This window comes from Pseudomonas sp. S2_H01, assembly GCF_054668305.1.
On record NZ_CP162756.1, the window covers coordinates 1921620 to 1938336 of the forward strand.

14 protein-coding genes are annotated in these 16717 nt (G+C 60.2%); 5 read left to right on the top strand and 9 right to left on the bottom strand.

Annotated features, from left to right (window positions below; genetic code table 11):
* Window positions 1-25 precede the first annotated feature (25 nt).
* From aroK to AB4N84_RS08435, 6 genes are read right to left on the bottom strand one after another with little or no spacing between them, the layout of a single operon-like run.
* Window positions 26-544, bottom strand: coding sequence for a shikimate kinase AroK (gene aroK / locus AB4N84_RS08410; RefSeq protein ID WP_074751560.1), 519 nt, complete (start codon window positions 542-544; stop codon window positions 26-28).
* A gap of 4 nt (window positions 545-548) precedes the next feature.
* A complete protein-coding gene (gene pilQ / locus AB4N84_RS08415; protein WP_074751558.1) occupies window positions 549-2639 on the bottom strand; it encodes a type IV pilus secretin PilQ in 2091 nt (696 codons plus the stop codon).
* Between the two features lie 53 nt (window positions 2640-2692).
* A complete protein-coding gene (gene pilP, locus AB4N84_RS08420) occupies window positions 2693-3220 on the bottom strand; it encodes a type 4a pilus biogenesis lipoprotein PilP (RefSeq protein WP_074751556.1) in 528 nt (175 codons plus the stop codon).
* Window positions 3217-3864 carry a type 4a pilus biogenesis protein PilO gene (pilO, locus tag AB4N84_RS08425; RefSeq protein ID WP_074751554.1) on the bottom strand — a complete coding sequence of 216 codons (648 nt, stop codon included), beginning with the start codon at window positions 3862-3864 and terminating at the stop codon, window positions 3217-3219. The genes pilP and pilO overlap by 4 nt, the downstream gene beginning before the upstream one ends.
* The gene (locus tag AB4N84_RS08430; RefSeq protein ID WP_074751552.1) at window positions 3861-4427 is read right to left on the bottom strand and encodes a PilN domain-containing protein; all 567 of its coding nucleotides are present in this window, start codon (window positions 4425-4427) and stop codon (window positions 3861-3863) included. Before AB4N84_RS08430 ends, pilO begins: the two co-directional genes overlap by 4 nt.
* Window positions 4427-5491, bottom strand: a complete 1065-nt coding sequence (locus AB4N84_RS08435) for a pilus assembly protein PilM (protein WP_074751550.1) — start codon at window positions 5489-5491, stop codon at window positions 4427-4429. Before AB4N84_RS08435 ends, AB4N84_RS08430 begins: the two co-directional genes overlap by 1 nt.
* A gap of 208 nt (window positions 5492-5699) precedes the next feature.
* On the opposite strand from AB4N84_RS08435, the gene AB4N84_RS08440 reads away from it, so the two are divergent.
* The gene (locus AB4N84_RS08440; protein ID WP_460046965.1) at window positions 5700-8174 is read left to right on the top strand and encodes a penicillin-binding protein 1A; all 2475 of its coding nucleotides are present in this window, start codon (window positions 5700-5702) and stop codon (window positions 8172-8174) included.
* A 164-nt stretch (window positions 8175-8338) separates the two neighbouring features.
* Here AB4N84_RS08440 and AB4N84_RS08445 read toward each other — a convergent pair whose 3' ends face one another.
* The 3 genes from AB4N84_RS08445 to rpmE form a co-directional block, all read right to left on the bottom strand.
* Entirely contained in the window at window positions 8339-9607 is a 1269-nt protein-coding gene (locus AB4N84_RS08445; protein ID WP_460045957.1) for a malic enzyme-like NAD(P)-binding protein, read from the bottom strand.
* Between the two features lie 181 nt (window positions 9608-9788).
* Entirely contained in the window at window positions 9789-10541 is a 753-nt protein-coding gene (locus tag AB4N84_RS08450) for a thermonuclease family protein (RefSeq protein WP_460045959.1), read from the bottom strand.
* A 74-nt stretch (window positions 10542-10615) separates the two neighbouring features.
* A complete protein-coding gene (gene rpmE, locus AB4N84_RS08455; RefSeq protein WP_062379238.1) occupies window positions 10616-10837 on the bottom strand; it encodes a 50S ribosomal protein L31 in 222 nt (73 codons plus the stop codon).
* 168 nt (window positions 10838-11005) lie between these two features.
* On the opposite strand from rpmE, the gene AB4N84_RS08460 reads away from it, so the two are divergent.
* The 4 genes from AB4N84_RS08460 to hslV all read left to right on the top strand — a co-directional run bounded on the left by AB4N84_RS08460 (window position 11006) and on the right by hslV (window position 16717).
* Window positions 11006-13225, top strand: coding sequence for a primosomal protein N' (locus AB4N84_RS08460; protein ID WP_460045960.1), 2220 nt, complete (start codon window positions 11006-11008; stop codon window positions 13223-13225).
* Window positions 13226-13505: 280 nt separating this feature from the next.
* Window positions 13506-15251, top strand: a complete 1746-nt coding sequence (gene argS / locus AB4N84_RS08465) for an arginine--tRNA ligase (RefSeq protein WP_460045962.1) — start codon at window positions 13506-13508, stop codon at window positions 15249-15251.
* A gap of 1 nt (window position 15252) precedes the next feature.
* Complete coding sequence (locus tag AB4N84_RS08470) at window positions 15253-15945, top strand: SPOR domain-containing protein (RefSeq protein ID WP_074751541.1); 693 nt, start codon at window positions 15253-15255, stop codon at window positions 15943-15945.
* 241 nt (window positions 15946-16186) lie between these two features.
* Window positions 16187-16717, top strand: coding sequence for an ATP-dependent protease subunit HslV (hslV, locus tag AB4N84_RS08475; RefSeq protein WP_074751539.1), 531 nt, complete (start codon window positions 16187-16189; stop codon window positions 16715-16717).

Sequence of the window (16717 nt, forward strand, 5' to 3'; positions counted from 1 at the left end):
AGGATAGCGCATTTCTGCCTGCGCTTTAACGGGGAGGAAGCTCGGCCAACAGCGCAAGGATGTCAAGAACGACCATGCGTGGCGGCCGCTCATCGGTTTCGATGATGACATCGGCGATTTCCCGATACAGCGGATCGCGAATGGCCAGCAGCTCACGCAGCACCCGCGCCGGATCGGCGGTACGCAACAGAGGCCGGTTGCGATCACGGGAAGTGCGCCCCACTTGCTGCGCCACTGAGGCGTGGAGATACACCACGCGCCCGCCGGCATGCAGCGCACGACGGTTCTCTTCACGCATGACTGCGCCACCGCCGGTCGCCAGCACCACGCCGTCAAAGGCGCAGAGCTCGGCAATCATGGCTTGTTCGCGATCACGAAAGCCCGCTTCACCTTCCTTGTCGAAGATCCACGGGATATTGGCGCCCGTTCGCAGTTCGATTTCCTTGTCGGAATCCTTGAACGGCAGTCGAAGCTCTTTGGCCAGCAGACGACCGATGGTGCTCTTGCCAGCCCCCATCGGTCCCACAAGTATTAAATTTCGCACAGAATCAACGACTCACAGCAATCGCCTGGTTGTTCATGATACGCGGAGTGAGGAACACCAACAGCTCGGATTTTTTCTCCGAGACCACATCCCGCCGGAAAAGGCGGCCAACATACGGCACATCGCCCAAAAATGGCACCTTGTCGACGACTTTACTCTGCGTATTCGAGAACACACCACCAATTACGATGGTTTCGCCATCTGCAACCAGGACCTTGGCGTTGACCTCGTTCTTCTTGATCGGCGGCACGCCGAGCACCGTGTTCACATAGTCAGGCTCATCCTTGGTGACTTTCACCTCCATGATGATGCGGTTGTCCGGCGTGATCTGCGGCGTTACTTCAAGCGACAGCGAGGCTTCTTTGAACGACACCGACGTCGCGCCACTGGAGCTGGCTTCCTGATACGGCACTTCCGTACCTTTCAGGATCTTCGCGGTTTCCTTGTCCGAGGTCACGACTTTGGGCTGCGACACCACCTCACCGTTGCCGGTTTTTTCCATGGCCGACAACTCGAGATCCAGAATCGTGTTGTTGGTCAGGAAGCCCAGACCAATCGACGACGTCGGATCGGCCACGCCCATGTCGACATACGGCCCGTTGGTGTTGCCCACGCCAGTCACCGTGCCCGCACCACCGGAGGTGAAGTTGCCGTGGGTACTCGAACCACCCCAACGCACGCCCAACGCCTTGTCGTAATCGACGTTGGCTTCGACGATGCGCGCTTCGATCATCACCTGACGCACCGGAATGTCCAGCTGGGAGACGATACGGCGCAGTTCGTCCAGGCGATCCTGGGTCTGATAGGCAATGATGTTGTTAGTGCGATCGTCGACCGTGATCGAACCCCGTTCGTCGGTCTTGGAATCGCCGCTGGTCACGGACTGGAACAGCTTGGCAATGTCAGCAGCCTTGGCGTAGTTGACCTGCAGCAGCTCCCGACGCAGAGGCGCCAGCTCAGAAATCTGCTTCAGCGACTCCAGTTCCTGACGCTCGCGGGCAGCGATTTCGTCCGCAGGCGCCACCAGCAACACATTGCCGACTTTGCGCTTGTCCAGACCTTTGGTCTTGAGCACCAGATCCAGCGCCTGATCCCACGGCACGTTCTGCAGACGTAAGGTAATGCCGCCCTGAACAGTGTCGCTTGCGACCAGGTTGAGGTTGGTGAAGTCAGCGATCAGCTGCAATACAGAGCGAACATCGATGTCCTGGAAGTTCAGGGACAGCTTCTCGCCGGTGTACACCAGCTTTTCGGCGTTACGACGCTGCACGTCCTCGTTGGTGAGCGGACGTACGCTGATGGTCAGCTTGTTATCGGTCTGGTACGCCGAATAGTCGAACGCACCGGAAGGCTCGATGGAAATACTGGTCTTGTCGCCCGTGACACTGGAGTTGACGAACTGAACCGGGGTAGCAAAGTCCTTCACATCCAGACGTACGCGCAGCGGATCAGGCAGCTGCGTCTTGGCGAAGTCGACACGGATCTTGCCGCCCTGCTCCTGAATGTCCGGCGCAATGCCCGGATCGCTCAGCTCGATGACGACGTTACCCTCGCCCAGCTCACCGCGCTGAAAATCGACATTTTTCACCGAGCGCGGGCCCGGTGCGTAAGCGCGTGGGGCTGGCTTGGGCTGGGCCGCCTGAGTCGGCGCTGGCGGCACGCCAACCCGAGGAGCGCCCAAAGCCGTGCTCGGCTGCGAACCTTGTGCGGCAGCGGCACCCTGACCGACCACCACAAACAGGTTGTTCCCTTCGACCCGTGAACTGTAAGGCGCCAGAGTGGTGAGGTTGATGATCACGCGGGTGCGATCCTTGGCCTCGACCACCACGACACTGTGCGCATTACCTGAACCCAGGTCGCGACTCTTGATTGCCAACTGATTGGTCACGCCGGGCAGGTCCAGCGCGATACGCGCCGGTTGCTCCGTGGTGTAACCACGCGGCGCGGCCACCGGACCGTCGAAGGACAGTTTCAACTCGACCCGATCCCCCGGCAATGCAGCGACATCCAGCGTCTTGAGGTTGGCCGCCTGGAGAATCGGTGAAAGCATCGCCATCCATAGCGACACGCCGATCATTGAAAGAATCCTAGTCATGTTTACATTCCACCACTGTGCAGATCCGAAGGTGTTTCGCTTGCTTGTCGTCTTCATGAGCGTTCTTTAAGGGAAATGCTTCGCGGCCGCTCCAGCCACGCCCCCTCTCCATCAGGCACGATTTCTATCACCTGCACCGCCGACTCGGTGATGCTGACGATCCGGCCGTCATTGCGACCCAGATAGTCACCGACCTTGACCCGGTGCACACCACCGGCGCCGCGCAGCAACGCGAACATACCGGTTTCATTGCTCAATGTGCCGACCATTTCGAAACCATCGATGTTGAAGCCTTCCAGGAACTGCTTGACCCGTGTTGGATCCGGCTGAACCAGACGCGAGCCTTTCTGCCGGTTCACCAGATCGACCTTGATCGGCGGCTGAAACGGACTGCGCAGACTCGACGCGGCATACGTGAACGCTTCATAGGGACGAAACTTGGGCATGGGCTCGATGTTGCCGACCGGACGGGCGCGTACCTCGGCCATGAACTGCTTCAGATCGTCGAAATCACCAGAACCGTCACAACCCGCCAACGCCATCAACGTGACGCCGATGCACAACCAATGCACGGTCCTCATTTCGCCGGTCCCTTGTTGTCAGTGCTCTGAAGTCCCTTGTCGTTGTAGCGATAGGTTTTGGCGAGAATACTCATACGCAGTTTCCCGGGAGACTTGGCGTCCACCGGCTTGATCTCGAAATCATGCAGGGTAACGATGCGTGGCAGGCTCGCCACACCACTGACGAAGGTCGCCAGGTCGTGGTAAGCGCCCGTGACGGTGATCTGGATCGGCAATTCGATGTAGAACTGCTGAGCCGCTTCAGGCAGCAGCTTGATCTCTTCAAACTCCAGACCGCTTCCAAGCCCCGTACGCGTGATGTCTTCGAGCAAACCCGGCACTTCGGTGTCGCTGGGCAACTGCCGTAACAAGGCGCCGAAGGTGTTTTCCATCTCCACCATCTGGGTCTTGTAAGCCGTCAGGTTCGCCGCTTGAAAAGCCTTGTTGGAGAACTGCTCCTTCAGCGTGACTTCATCGGTACGCGCCTGATCCAGTTGCGCCTGCATGTCCTGAATGTAGAAAAAGTAACCACCGGCCAGCACCAGGACCAACAGCAACGCGCCAGCAATGGTTTTCAGCGCTGCGGGCCAAGAACCGACGTTGTTGAAATCCAGGTCGTTGACGTCGACCTTGCGCAGGCCGTCCAGCCATTCATTCACATTCATGGCTTGACTCCATCGACAGCCGGCTGCGTCTGACGCACGGTCAACTGGAAGGTGTTGGACTGATCGACCGCCCCTGCGGTATTGGCCTTCACCTCCGTCAGACTGGGCGCTTCAAGCCAATCGGACGCGTCCAGATTACGCAGCAGGTCCGATACACGGTTGTTCGATTCGGCAGCACCAGCGATGCTGATCAACTTGTCGGTCATCTTCACTTGGCTGAAATACACGCCGTCCGGAAGTGTACGGGCCAGTTGATCGAAGATACGGCCAATGATCGGCCGATTGCCTTGAAGGTCTTGAATGATCTTCATCCGCTCCAGCAGTTGCTTGCGACGCGCCTTCAGCTCACCGATCTCTTTGATGCGCGCATCGAGCTGAACGATTTCAGTCTTGATGAACTGGTTGCGAGCATTCTGATGACTGATAGCGCTGCTCAAATATTGATCAGCCAGCAAAATAGCGCCGATACCGGCCACCAATACGCCGACGAGCGCTATCAAAAAGCGTTTTTTGCGCTCTTCGCGCTGCTGTTCACGCCAAGGGAGTAAGTTGATCCGTGCCATCAGTCGAAGCTCCTCAAAGCCAGACCGCACGCGATCATCAATGCTGGCGCATCACTGGCCAGCGCACCGGCGTTGACCTTGGCGCTCAATGCCATGTCGGCAAAGGGGTTAGCCACCATGGTTGGCGTGCCCAGGCGCTCCTGGATCAAGCGATCAAGACCGGCAATGGACGCCGTCCCGCCCGCCAGCATGATGTAGTCGACACGGTTGTACTGGCCGGCCGCGAAGAAGAATTGCAGCGAGCGGGAAACCTGCTGAACCACGGCGTCCTTGAAGGGTTGCAGGACTTCACGCACATAGTCATCCGGCAGGCCGCCCTGCTTCTTCGCAAGCCCCGCTTCGCCCACCGACAAGCCGTAGCGACGCTGGATTTCCTCGGTCAGCTGCCGCCCGCCGAACAGTTGCTCGCGGGTATAGATGATGCGGCCGTTGTGCAGCACGCTGAGGGTGGTCATGGTCGCGCCGATGTCGATGACGGCCACGGTCAATTGTTCGTGATCCTGCCCAAGCTGAGCCGAGAGCAGGCCAAAGGAGCGCTCCAGCGCATAGGCTTCGACATCGACCACGCGCGCCGTCAGACCGGCCAGCGCCAGGGCTGCTTCGCGCACTTCGACGTTTTCCTTGCGGCAGGCGGCCAGCAGGACTTCAACGCGCTCTGGGTTGCGCGCCGAGTATCCTTGCACCTCGAAGTCGATGGCGACTTCTTCCAGCGGATAGGGAATGTACTGGTCGGCCTCGATCTTGAGCTGGTTCTCCATCTCGTCGTCGGAAAGGCCGGCGTCCATCTCGATAGTCTTGGTAATCACTGCCGAACCCGCGACGGCGACCGCCGCGATTTTGACGTTGCTCTTGGCCTTGACCAGCACGCGCGTCAACGCATTGCCGACCCCTTCAAGCTCGGCAATGTTCTTTTCGACCACCGCATTGGCGGGGAGCGGTTCTACCGCGTAAGACTCGACCTTGTAGCGGGTACCGGAACGACTCAATTCAAGGAGTTTTACCGAGGTGGAGCTAATATCGATCCCTAGAAGGGTATTGGCCTTCTTACTGAAGAGTTCGAACACAACCGATTCCCTATGCGTTTCCGTCACTTACGGATATTTTTATGTCCAACGCCACTGTCGGCAGCCTTGACAGTAGCGCAAATAACGCTTGGCGACGAAAAATGCTTATAATGCCCAGCGTTTTTTTCGTGTAGCAAAGCTTCAAGGCGTGTTCATTTGTAAATGCCTGCGCTTAACCCATTCTTTTTCTGGAAATCCAAAAGCCTTGATACGCCTGCTGAAGTTTTTCTGGTGGTCCTTTGTCGCTATCGTCTGCGGGCTACTGCTCGGTTTGAGCGGCGCCTTCCTTTACCTGTCGCCGAACCTGCCTTCGGTCGATGCGCTGCGCAATATTCAGCTGCAAATCCCGCTGCGCGTGTTCAGCAGCGATGGCAAGCTGATTGCGGAGTTCGGTGAAATGCGCCGTTCTCCCATCCGTTTCGCCGATATTCCACCTAATTTCATTCACGCCCTGCTGTCCGCCGAAGACGACAACTTCGCCAACCACTACGGCGTAGACCCCAGCAGCCTGATGCGCGCCGCTACCCAGCTGATCAAGAGCGGTCATATTCAGTCCGGCGGCTCGACCATCACCATGCAGGTCGCCAAAAACTACTTCCTGACCAGCGAGCGCAGCTTCTCACGGAAAACCACCGAGATTCTTCTGGCCTTGCAAATCGAGCGCCAACTTACGAAGGACGAGATTCTCGAGCTCTACGTCAACAAGATCTACCTGGGCAACAGGGCTTATGGTATCGAGGCCGCCGCACAGGTTTATTACGGTAAATCCATTCGCGACCTGAGCGTTGCGCAGATGGCGATGATCGCAGGCCTGCCCAAAGCACCGTCACGATTCAACCCACTGGCCAACCCGGTGCGCGCAAAGGAGCGTCGCGACTGGATTCTGGGGCGCATGTTCAAGCTGGGCAAGATCGACCAGAACACCTACCAGACAGCACTGGCCGAGCCGATCAACGCCAGCTACCACGTTCAGAGCCCTGAAGTGAACGCGCCGTACATCGCCGAAATGGCCCGCGCCGAAATGGTCGGCCGTTACGGCAGCGAAGCCTACACAGAAGGCTTCCGCGTCACCACTACCGTGCCAAGCAATCTTCAGGAAGACGCCAACAAGGCCGTGCAGGATGGACTGATCGAATACGACCAGCGCCATGGCTATCGCGGGCCTGAAAGCCGCTTTCCGGGCCTGACCCGCGATGGCTGGGCACAAGAACTGACCAAGCAGCGTCCGATCAGCGGTCTTGAGCCGGCCATCGTCAGCCAGGTCGACAAGAACGGCATCCACGTGCTGACACGCAATGGCGAGAAAGAAGAAACCGTTGCCTGGGACAGCATGAAGTGGGCGAAGGCCTTCCTGAACACCAACAGCGTTGGCCCGAATCCGAAGCAGCCGTCAGATGTCGCTCACGTCGGCGACCTGGTTCGCCTCCAGCGTCAGCCGGACAACTCGCTCAAGTTCAGCCAGATTCCGCTCGCTCAGAGCGCACTGGTGTCGCTGGATCCGCGCAACGGTGCGATTCGCGCGCTGGTCGGTGGCTTTGCCTTCGAACAGAGCAACTACAACCGCGCCATGCAGGCCAAGCGTCAGCCGGGGTCGAGCTTCAAGCCGTTCCTTTATTCGGCCGCCCTGGACAACGGCTACACCGCCGCGAGCCTGGTGAACGATGCACCGATCGTGTTCGTCGACGAAGCCGTCGACAAGGTCTGGCGTCCGAAGAACGACAACGGCACGTTCCTGGGGCCGATTCGTCTGCGTGAGGCGTTGTACAAGTCGCGTAACCTGGTGTCGATCCGCCTGCTGCAGAGCCTGGGCGTCAACACCGCGATCAACTACATCACCCGTTTCGGCTTCAACAAGGCCGACCTGCCGCCTAACCTCTCGCTGGCACTGGGCACCGCGACGCTGACGCCCATGGAAATCGTCAGCGGCTGGAGCACCTTCGCCAACGGCGGTTACAAGATCAGCCCCTACCTGATCGACAAGATCGAGGACCGCGAAGGCAAGACGCTGTTCGTCGCCAACCCGCCCACCGTGCCGGCCAACGATCCCAACCCGAAAGAGGTCAGCGAGGCGGCAGTCAGCGATGCCTCGACCTTCGCCGCACCGGAAACACCCGCCCTGACTGCCAATACAGCCCCGAATGCGCTGGACGCCAGCGGCGCACCACCTGCGCCTGCCGTTGCACCACGCATCGTGGACGGTCGCACGACTTACATCCTCAACAGCATGCTGCAGGATGTGATCAAGCGCGGGACTGGCCGACGCGCGCTGTCGATGAACCGTCCGGACATCGCGGGCAAGACCGGTACGACCAACGACTCGAAGGATGCGTGGTTCTCGGGCTATAACGCCGATTACGTGACCACGGTCTGGACGGGCTTCGATCAGCCCGAAAGCCTCGGTCGCCATGAGTTCGGCGGCACCGTTGCGCTGCCTATCTGGATGAGCTACATGAGCGCCGCGCTCAAGGACAAGCCACCGCATGTGCAGGCCGAGCCTGACGGCATCCTCAGTCTGCGCATCGACCCGGTCAGCGGTCGCTCGGCCACGCCAAGCACGGCAGGCGCGTTCTTCGAGCTGTTCAAGAGCGAAGACACCCCGCCGAGCGTGAACGAGTTGAACGGCAGCCCGGCACCTGGCAGCCCGCTGCCTGCCGATGAGTCAGCGCCGATCGATCTGTTCTGATCGCTGTAGAAGGTAGCTTGCTCGCGATGAAGGCATGCCAGACACCTGCGAGGTGACTGGCTTATCGCAATCGCGAGCAAGCTCACTCCTACAGTCGAAGCAAAACCCAAGACCCACAAAAAAGCCCTGCATCTGTGCAGGGCTTTTTGTTTGTTGCTCAGCTATCAGCCGTTAAACACTTCATCCACGCTTTTCAGCGGGTAATGTTTCGGGTACGGCTGAGTGGCTACGCCGGTCGCGATAGCGGCCTTGGCAACCGCATCGGAGATCAGACCCAGCAGGCGTGCATCCATTGGCTTCGGAATGATGTATTCACGGCCGAATTCCAGCTTGATGCCACCGTAGGCGTCACAGACTTCCTGAGGCACCGGCAGCTTGGCCAGTTCACGCAGAGCGTTGGCTGCAGCGATCTTCATTTCTTCGTTGATGCGCTTGGCGCGAACGTCCAGTGCACCGCGGAAGATGAACGGGAAGCCCAGCACGTTGTTGACCTGGTTCGGGTAATCCGAACGACCGGTTGCCATGATCACGTCGTCGCGAGTGGCGTGAGCCAGCTCCGGCGAGATTTCCGGATCAGGGTTCGAGCACGCGAACACGATCGGGTTGGCGGCCATGGACTTCAGGCCTTCAGCGCTCAGCAGGTTAGGACCGGACAGCCCTACGAACACGTCAGCACCATCAAGGGCATCCGCCAGGGTGCGCTTGTCAGTCGCATGAGCGAACTGCGCTTTGTACTGGTTCAGGTCGGTACGGCCGGAATGAACCACGCCGTTACGGTCGATCATGAAGATGTTTTCGATCCTCGCACCCATGCTCACCAGCAGCTTCATGCAGGAGATGGCTGCAGCACCGGCGCCCAGGCAGACAATCTTTGCCTGCTCGAGGGTTTTGCCGGCGATTTCCAGTGCGTTGATCATGCCGGCTGCGGTCACGATCGCGGTGCCGTGCTGGTCATCGTGGAACACAGGAATGTCGCACTGCTCGATCAGCGCCTTTTCGATCTCGAAGCACTCAGGTGCCTTGATGTCTTCCAGGTTGATGCCGCCGAAGGTGATGGAAATGCGTTTGACCGTGTCGATGAAGGCCTGCGGGCTTTCCGAATCGACTTCGATGTCGAACACGTCGATGCCAGCGAAGCGCTTGAACAGTACACCTTTACCTTCCATGACTGGCTTGGAAGCCAGTGGACCGAGGTTGCCCAGGCCGAGGATCGCAGTACCATCGGAGATGACCGCGACCAGGTTGCCTTTGCCGGTGTACTTGTAAGCGAGTTCAGGATCGCGTGCGATTTCACGCACCGGCTCAGCGACGCCCGGGCTGTACGCCAGTGACAGATCGCGAGCTGTCGCGGTGGCTTTGGTGAGTTCGACGCTCAGTTTCCCTGGACGAGGATTGGCGTGATAGTCGAGAGCGGCAGTTTTCAAATCTGACATGTGGGCATTCCGCTTTTTTTGCTGTTGGACAGACGGACGAACGAGCATACGCAAGTCACAAAGTCCTAACAAGACTGGCGAGTCAGCTGTGTCAAGAGGTCGCATCTACGACTTTCAGCGTAGAGCCGCGAAATACAAGGCCTGCAGTGAAGACAATACGATCTGCATATTGTCTACAAATTTAATTAATACTTGTATTCAACATGGCAGGATGCGTGATTGGCATCATCCATCTCGCCTGACCTGCTTTCAGCCCGCCGCGACGAGAGCGATCCACAATCCAGCCCCGCGCTTCAATGCTCTGCCCTTTTAGGCGTAAAAGCGCAGCCGTGTCGAACTGCTTCACCAGGTCCGGGGCGATGCGCAGCACCAGCGCGTCCGAGAACTCGATCCAGATCCCGCCGCCGTTGCGCTGCACGTTCGTGACCTGCCCGGACACCACGGCAAAGCCACCGGTATTGATCTGATCCGGCGATTGCACCGGTGAGTTGCGCCACACGCCGAGCCCCGTCTGACGAGCCGTTTTCTCCGCCGCCTGCTGGCAATTGACCAGCGCGACGTTGGGCGACACCGCGACCAGATAACCGAGCCCTTCGGCCAGCAATTGTGCTTCGAGATTGGCGCCATTGCGGCCATAGACATTGGCCAGGGTGCGTCCGTAATGATCGGTGGCCTGTTCACCGACACGCAGACTGACCTGACCGCCGCTGTCATCGACCAAGGTTTGCAGCCGACGCTTGGCCGCTTCAGCGAACGGCTGGGCAGACTGACCTTTTTTGCCAGTTTCTGGCGCATTGAGGCCGATCATGCGCACGCTGCGCCCATCGCTCAGGCGTAGCGTGTCGCCGTCGACCACGCGCTGCACCTGTGCCACGGGCAAGGAATCCGGCATCGGGCACAGCGCCTGAGCCGCAGAAAGCCAAATCGCAGACATAAAAAAGGCGCCCGCAAGGGACGCCTTTTTGAGCAGCCTGGAGTAGCTCGGGGAGCGATCCAGAATGACCACTCTTACTTCGCTTTGGTTGCGCCGAACGCACCGAAACGCGACTTGAACTTGTCGACGCGGCCGCCAACGTCCAGAGTCTTTTGCTTACCGGTGTAGAACGGGTGGCACTCGTTGCACACGTCCAGGCTCAGCGGCTTGGCCAGGTTCGAACGGGTGTGGATGACGTTGCCGCAGCTGCAGGTCGCAACGACGTCTTCGTAAACTGGATGGATATCAGCTTTCATCGGTATTTCCTCAGGCTAGCGTGCCGCCACCCAACACTATTGTTGAATACCGCACGGAATTAGGCCGCGCATATTAACAGAGCGTGCAAATGACGCAAGGGAACGTTAATGCCGGTCGTCTGCTAAGATCGCGCCCTTGGTCATACTCCGTAACAGGAAATCCCACGCGTGCCCGACGCCATTCTGCGCCTCGCCCTGCCCTCGCCCCTGCGTCGTCTGTTCGATTACCGCGCTCCCGCCGGAGTCGCTCCCAGCGCTCTGCAGCCTGGCATGCGCCTGAGGGTCCCGTTTGGCCGCCGGGAAATGATCGGGATTCTCGTGGAGGTCACCGATCACAGTGAAGTACCCGCTGACAAATTAAAACCCGCGATCGCCCTCCTGGACCAGGAAGCCCCGCTGCCGCCCTCGCTCTTCAAGCTCTGCCTCTGGACGGCTCAGTACTACCAGCACAGCCTCGGCGACACGTTGAGCTGGGCGCTGCCCGTGCTGCTGCGTCAGGGCGAACCGGCCGAGGCGCGTCAGGAACGCTTCTGGCAGGCCGCAGAAGGTGCCAGCGTGGATGACCCGCGCATCGCCCGTGCGCCCAAACAGAAAGAAGCGCTCAGGACGCTGGCGCAACATCCTCACGGCGTTGCTCATCAATTGTTGAGCAAGCTGATGCTGAACCGGGACAGCCTGAACCTGCTGCTGGCCAAGGAGTTGGTGACGGTTGAAGTGCGCGGCCACGCACCTGTGGCGCGACACGAGCACTGGCTGGCGCAGCCGGAACTGGCACTGAACACGGAACAGCGCGCGGCCTACGAGGCAATACGTTCGGGCTTTGGCAGCTTTCACGCCTCGCTGCTGGCCGGCGTGACCGGCAGCGGCAAGACCGAGGTCTACCTGCAACTGATCCGCGAGACGCTGGAAGCCGGAAAGCAGGCGCTGGTATTGATCCCCGAGATCAATCTCGGCCCGCAGACACTCGCCCGTTTCGAGCAGCGCTTCAACGCGCGCATCGCCCTGCTGCATTCGGCCGTGAACGACCGCGACCGTCTGGATGCCTGGCTGGCGGCGCGTGATGGCGAGGCCGACATCATTATCGGAACCCGCTCTGCGTTGTTCACGCCGATGAAAAACCCCGGCCTGATCATCATCGACGAAGAACACGACGGCTCTTATAAACAGCAAGAAGGCCTGCGGTATCACGCCCGCGACCTGGCGCTGGTGCGCGCGCGGCAGGAAGACATCCCGATTGTGCTGGGCTCCGCCACGCCTTCGCTGGAAAGCCTGCACAACGCCTACACCGGCAGGTACGCCCTCCTGCGCCTGAACCAGCGTGCCGGTGGCGCCCAACAGCCCCGCTTCCTGCGGTTGGACGTGAAGAGCCGTCCGCTGGACAGCGGCATTTCCGGCCCGATGCAGCAAGCGATCGGCCAGACACTCGCGGCAGGCCAACAGGTGCTGGTCTTCCTCAACCGCCGAGGGTTTGCGCCAACATTGCTGTGCCATGACTGTGGCTGGCTGTCGGAATGCAACCGTTGCGACGCGCGCATGACCGTTCATCAGCGCTCCGGCGAGCTGCGCTGCCACCATTGCGGCCATGTCGAGCGCGTGCCTCGCAATTGCCCCGCCTGCGGCAAAGTCGATCTGCGGCCGGTGGGCGCGGGCACCGAGCGCGCCGAAGAGCGGCTGGCGATTCTGTTCCCCGACTATCCCGTGCTGCGCGTCGACCGCGACAGCACGTCGCGCAAAGACGCGATGAATCAGCTGTTCGCGACGATTCAAAAGGGCCAGCCGTGCATTCTGGTCGGCACGCAGATGCTTGCCAAAGGGCATCACTTCCCGCGCGTGACGCTGGTGTCGATTCTGGACGCCGACGGCGGCTTGTTCTCCGGCGACTTCCGGGCCAGCGAACGGATGGCGCAACTGATCGTGCAGGTGGCGGGCCGAGCCGGGCGCGCGGAAGAACCGGGCAAGGTGATTATTCAGACGCACCTGGCCGAGCATCCCCTGTTGATTCAGCTCACCGAGCAGGGTTATTTCGCCTTTGCCGAACAAGCCTTGAGTGAGCGCCGTGCTGCCGGATTGCCGCCGTTTTCGCACCTGGCGTTGTTGCGCGCTGAAGCGCACAAGCCGGGTCAGGCTGAGGGATTTCTCGACGAAGCCTGCACGGAAGCGGAGCACCTGTTGAAGGAAATGGCACTGGGTGGAATTGAACTGTTGGGCCCGGTTCCGGCTCCCATGGAACGCCGTGCCGGTCGATACCGCGCGCAATTGCTGGTCCAGGCCAGCGCCCGCGCGCCATTGCACAAGCTGTTGGCGACCTGGCTGCTGGCCCTTGAAAACATGCCGAGCGGGCGACAGGTCCGGTGGTCGCTGGATGTCGATCCGGTGGATCTATATTGATCACGGTTCCTGTAGGAGCGCGGCTTGTCCCGCGATCTGGCGCGCAGCGGCAGCAAACCCTGTGAATGCAGTCCGTCAGAATAAGCCGAGGTGCGCAGGTTGACGACTGCTACGCAGCCGATCGCGGGACAAGCCACGCTCCTACACGTGATTACGGTCGCGACCAAAATCACAACCGTGCATCCATCGCGGTTGGCAAGGTGGCTCCGGCAACGGATAATGCCCAGTTTTTCCACCCGCGCATCGAGCGCTGCCGCGCTTGCGGTCGAAAGAGAGCACCATGAAAGACACCATTCGCCAGCTGATCCAACAAGCTCTGAGCCAACTCGTCACCGAAGGCGTCTTGCCGGAAGGGCTGACGCCGGCGATTCAGGTGGAAAACGCCAAGGACAAGAAAAACGGCGATTTCGCCAGCAATATCGCCATGATGCTGGCCAAGCCTGCAGGCATGAAGCCTCGCGATCTGGCTGAGAAAATCGTTGCGGCGCTGCCTGCCGACGAGCAGATCAGCAAGGTCGATATCGCAGGTCCAGGCTTCCTCAATTTCTTCCAGAACACCCAGGCCCTGGCCTCGCGCCTCGATGCCGCGCTGGCCGACGCCACACTGTCGGTGCGCAAGAACGGTCCTGCGCAGCGCGTCGTGGTTGATCTGTCGGCGCCGAACCTGGCCAAAGAGATGCACGTCGGCCACCTGCGTTCGACCATCATTGGCGACGGCGTGGCCAGTGTTCTCGAGTTCCTCGGTGACACCGTCATTCGTCAGAACCACGTCGGCGACTGGGGTACTCAGTTCGGCATGCTGCTGGCCTACCTGCAAGAAACCCCGGCCACCAGCGACGAACTGTCGGACCTGGAAAACTTCTACCGCGCCGCCAAAGGCCGTTTCGACGAATCCGAAGACTTCGCCGAGCGCGCGCGTGGCCTGGTGGTCAAGCTGCAAGCGGGCGATCCTGAATGCCTGAAGCTGTGGACCCGCTTCAAGGACATCTCGCTGTCGCACTGTCAGGAAGTGTACGAACGCCTGAACGTCAAACTGACGCCGAAGGACGTGATGGGCGAAAGCGCCTACAACGACGACCTGGCCAATGTCGTCGCCGACCTGAAGAAAGCCGGGCTGCTGGTCGAGAGCAATGGCGCTCAGTGCGTATTCCTTGAAGAATTCAAAACCGCTGAAGGCACACCGCTGCCCGTGATCGTGCAGAAAGCCGGCGGCGGGTATCTGTATGCGACCACTGACCTGGCGGCCGTTCGCTACCGCAGCAACGTCCTGAAAGCCGACCGCGCGCTGTACTTCGTCGACCAGCGTCAGGCCTTGCACTTCCAGCAGGTGTTCGAAGTCGCGCGTCGCGCAGGCTTCGTGACCAACGGCATGCAGATGGAGCACATGGGCTTCGGCACCATGAACGGCGCCGACGGCCGTCCGTTCAAGACCCGCGATGGCGGCACCGTCAAACTGGTCGACCTGCTGGACGAAGCCGAAGAACGCGCCTACGTGCTGGTGAAAGAGAAAAACCCGGAAGTCGCCGAAGACGAACTGCGCACCATCGCCAAGGCCGTGGGCATCAGCGCCGTCAAATACGCCGACTTGTCGAAACACCGCGCCAGCGATTACAGCTTCAACTTCGATCAGATGTTGAGCTTCGAGGGCAACACCGCGCCTTACCTGCTGTACGCCTACACCCGCGTGGTCGGCGTGTTCCGCAAGCTGGAAGAGAAAGGCGAGGCGTACGACGAAAACAACGGCCAGATCATCCTCGACGCACCTCAGGAGCAGGACCTGGCGGCGCGACTGGCCCAGTTCGGCGAAACCGTAAACAACGTCGCCGACAAAGGTACGCCGCACGTGCTGTGCGCTTACCTGTACGACCTGGCCGGTCTGTTCTCCAGCTTCTACGAGAACTGCCCGATCCTGAACGCGGAAACCCCCGAGCAGCAGCAAAGCCGTCTGCGCCTCGCGCACCTGACCGGCCGCACCCTCAAGCAAGGCCTGCAATTGCTGGGTCTGGAAACTCTGGAGCGTATGTAAGTTGGCAGTCAAAAAGAAACCTGCTCCCAAGCGCGGCGCCAGCCGGTACGAGGCACCCGCAAAGAAGCCGATTCCGGGATGGCTGTGGCTGGCGATCGGCCTTTCCGTTGGTGCCTTCATCGTTTTCCTGATGAAACTGGAGCCCGGCAGCGGCGACGACATCAAGCGCAACAAGGCTGAGGCCAAGGCCGCGAAGATTGCCGAGGCGAACAAAACGCCGCCGAGCCCGACCGCACCGGTCAAGCCGAAGTACGATTTCTATACCTTGCTGCCTGAGTCGGAAGTCATTGTCCCGAACGAAGCGGTGCCTGAAAAAACACCGCCTCCTGTGGTCGCACCAACGACACCGGTTACGCCTGAACAGGCGGCGAAGATCGACACGGCGCGCGCTCAGGCGGCGCTCAGTGGCCTGACGCCTCCACCGGCGCCACCGGTCACAAAGCCAGCGCCCGTGACGACGTTCTTCCTGCAGGCGGGTTCGTTCCGCAAGCAGGCCGACGCCGACAAGGTACGTGCGCAGATCATTCTGCTGGGCCAGGCCGCGACGGTTGAGTCGGGCACGGTCAAGGATGAAACCTGGTACCGCGTGCTGGTGGGACCGTTCAGCAACCGCGAGCAACTGACCACGGCGCAGAAGCAGTTGGCCGGTGGTGGGTTCAGTAACCTTTTGTTGCAACAGCGTCAGAGCCGTTAAGAACCTGCGCATTCCGATGTAGGAGCGCGCTTGCCCGCGAATGCGGTGTGTCATAAACGAATACGCCGTCTGACACGACGCCTTCGCGGGCAAGCGCGCTCCTACAGGGAGATGCGGCATCCTGCGCTTATCAACAGCTGCCATTCATCCCCCAACCCCTCCAGCAGTTGAAATACCCGCCCCCACCCCCATATGAGTTTCCATCAGGGCATTTTCGCCCCGCAGCGTGGAGACTCTCCCCTTGACCACCATCGTTTCAGTGCGCCGCCAAGGCAAAGTCGTTATGGCGGGTGACGGCCAGGTTTCCCTCGGCAACACCGTCATGAAAGGCAACGCCAAAAAAGTCCGCCGTCTTTATCACGGTCAGGTCATCGCCGGTTTCGCAGGCGCCACTGCCGACGCCTTCACCCTGTTCGAACGCTTCGAAGCGCAGCTGGAAAAACACCAGGGCCACCTTGTCCGCGCGGCCGTCGAGCTGGCGAAAGACTGGCGGACCGACCGTTCCCTCAGCCGCCTGGAAGCCATGTTGGCCGTTGCCAACAAAGATGCCTCGCTGATCATCACCGGTAACGGTGACGTCGTAGAACCCGAGGATGGCCTGATCGCCATGGGTTCCGGCGGTGCGTTCGCCCAGGCCGCCGCGCGCGCCCTGCTGCTGAAAACCGAACTGTCGGCGCGTGAAATCGCCGAGACGGCCCTGCACATCGCGGGCGACATCTGCGTATTCACCAACCACCACATCACCATTGAGGAGCAGGACCTCGCTGAATGA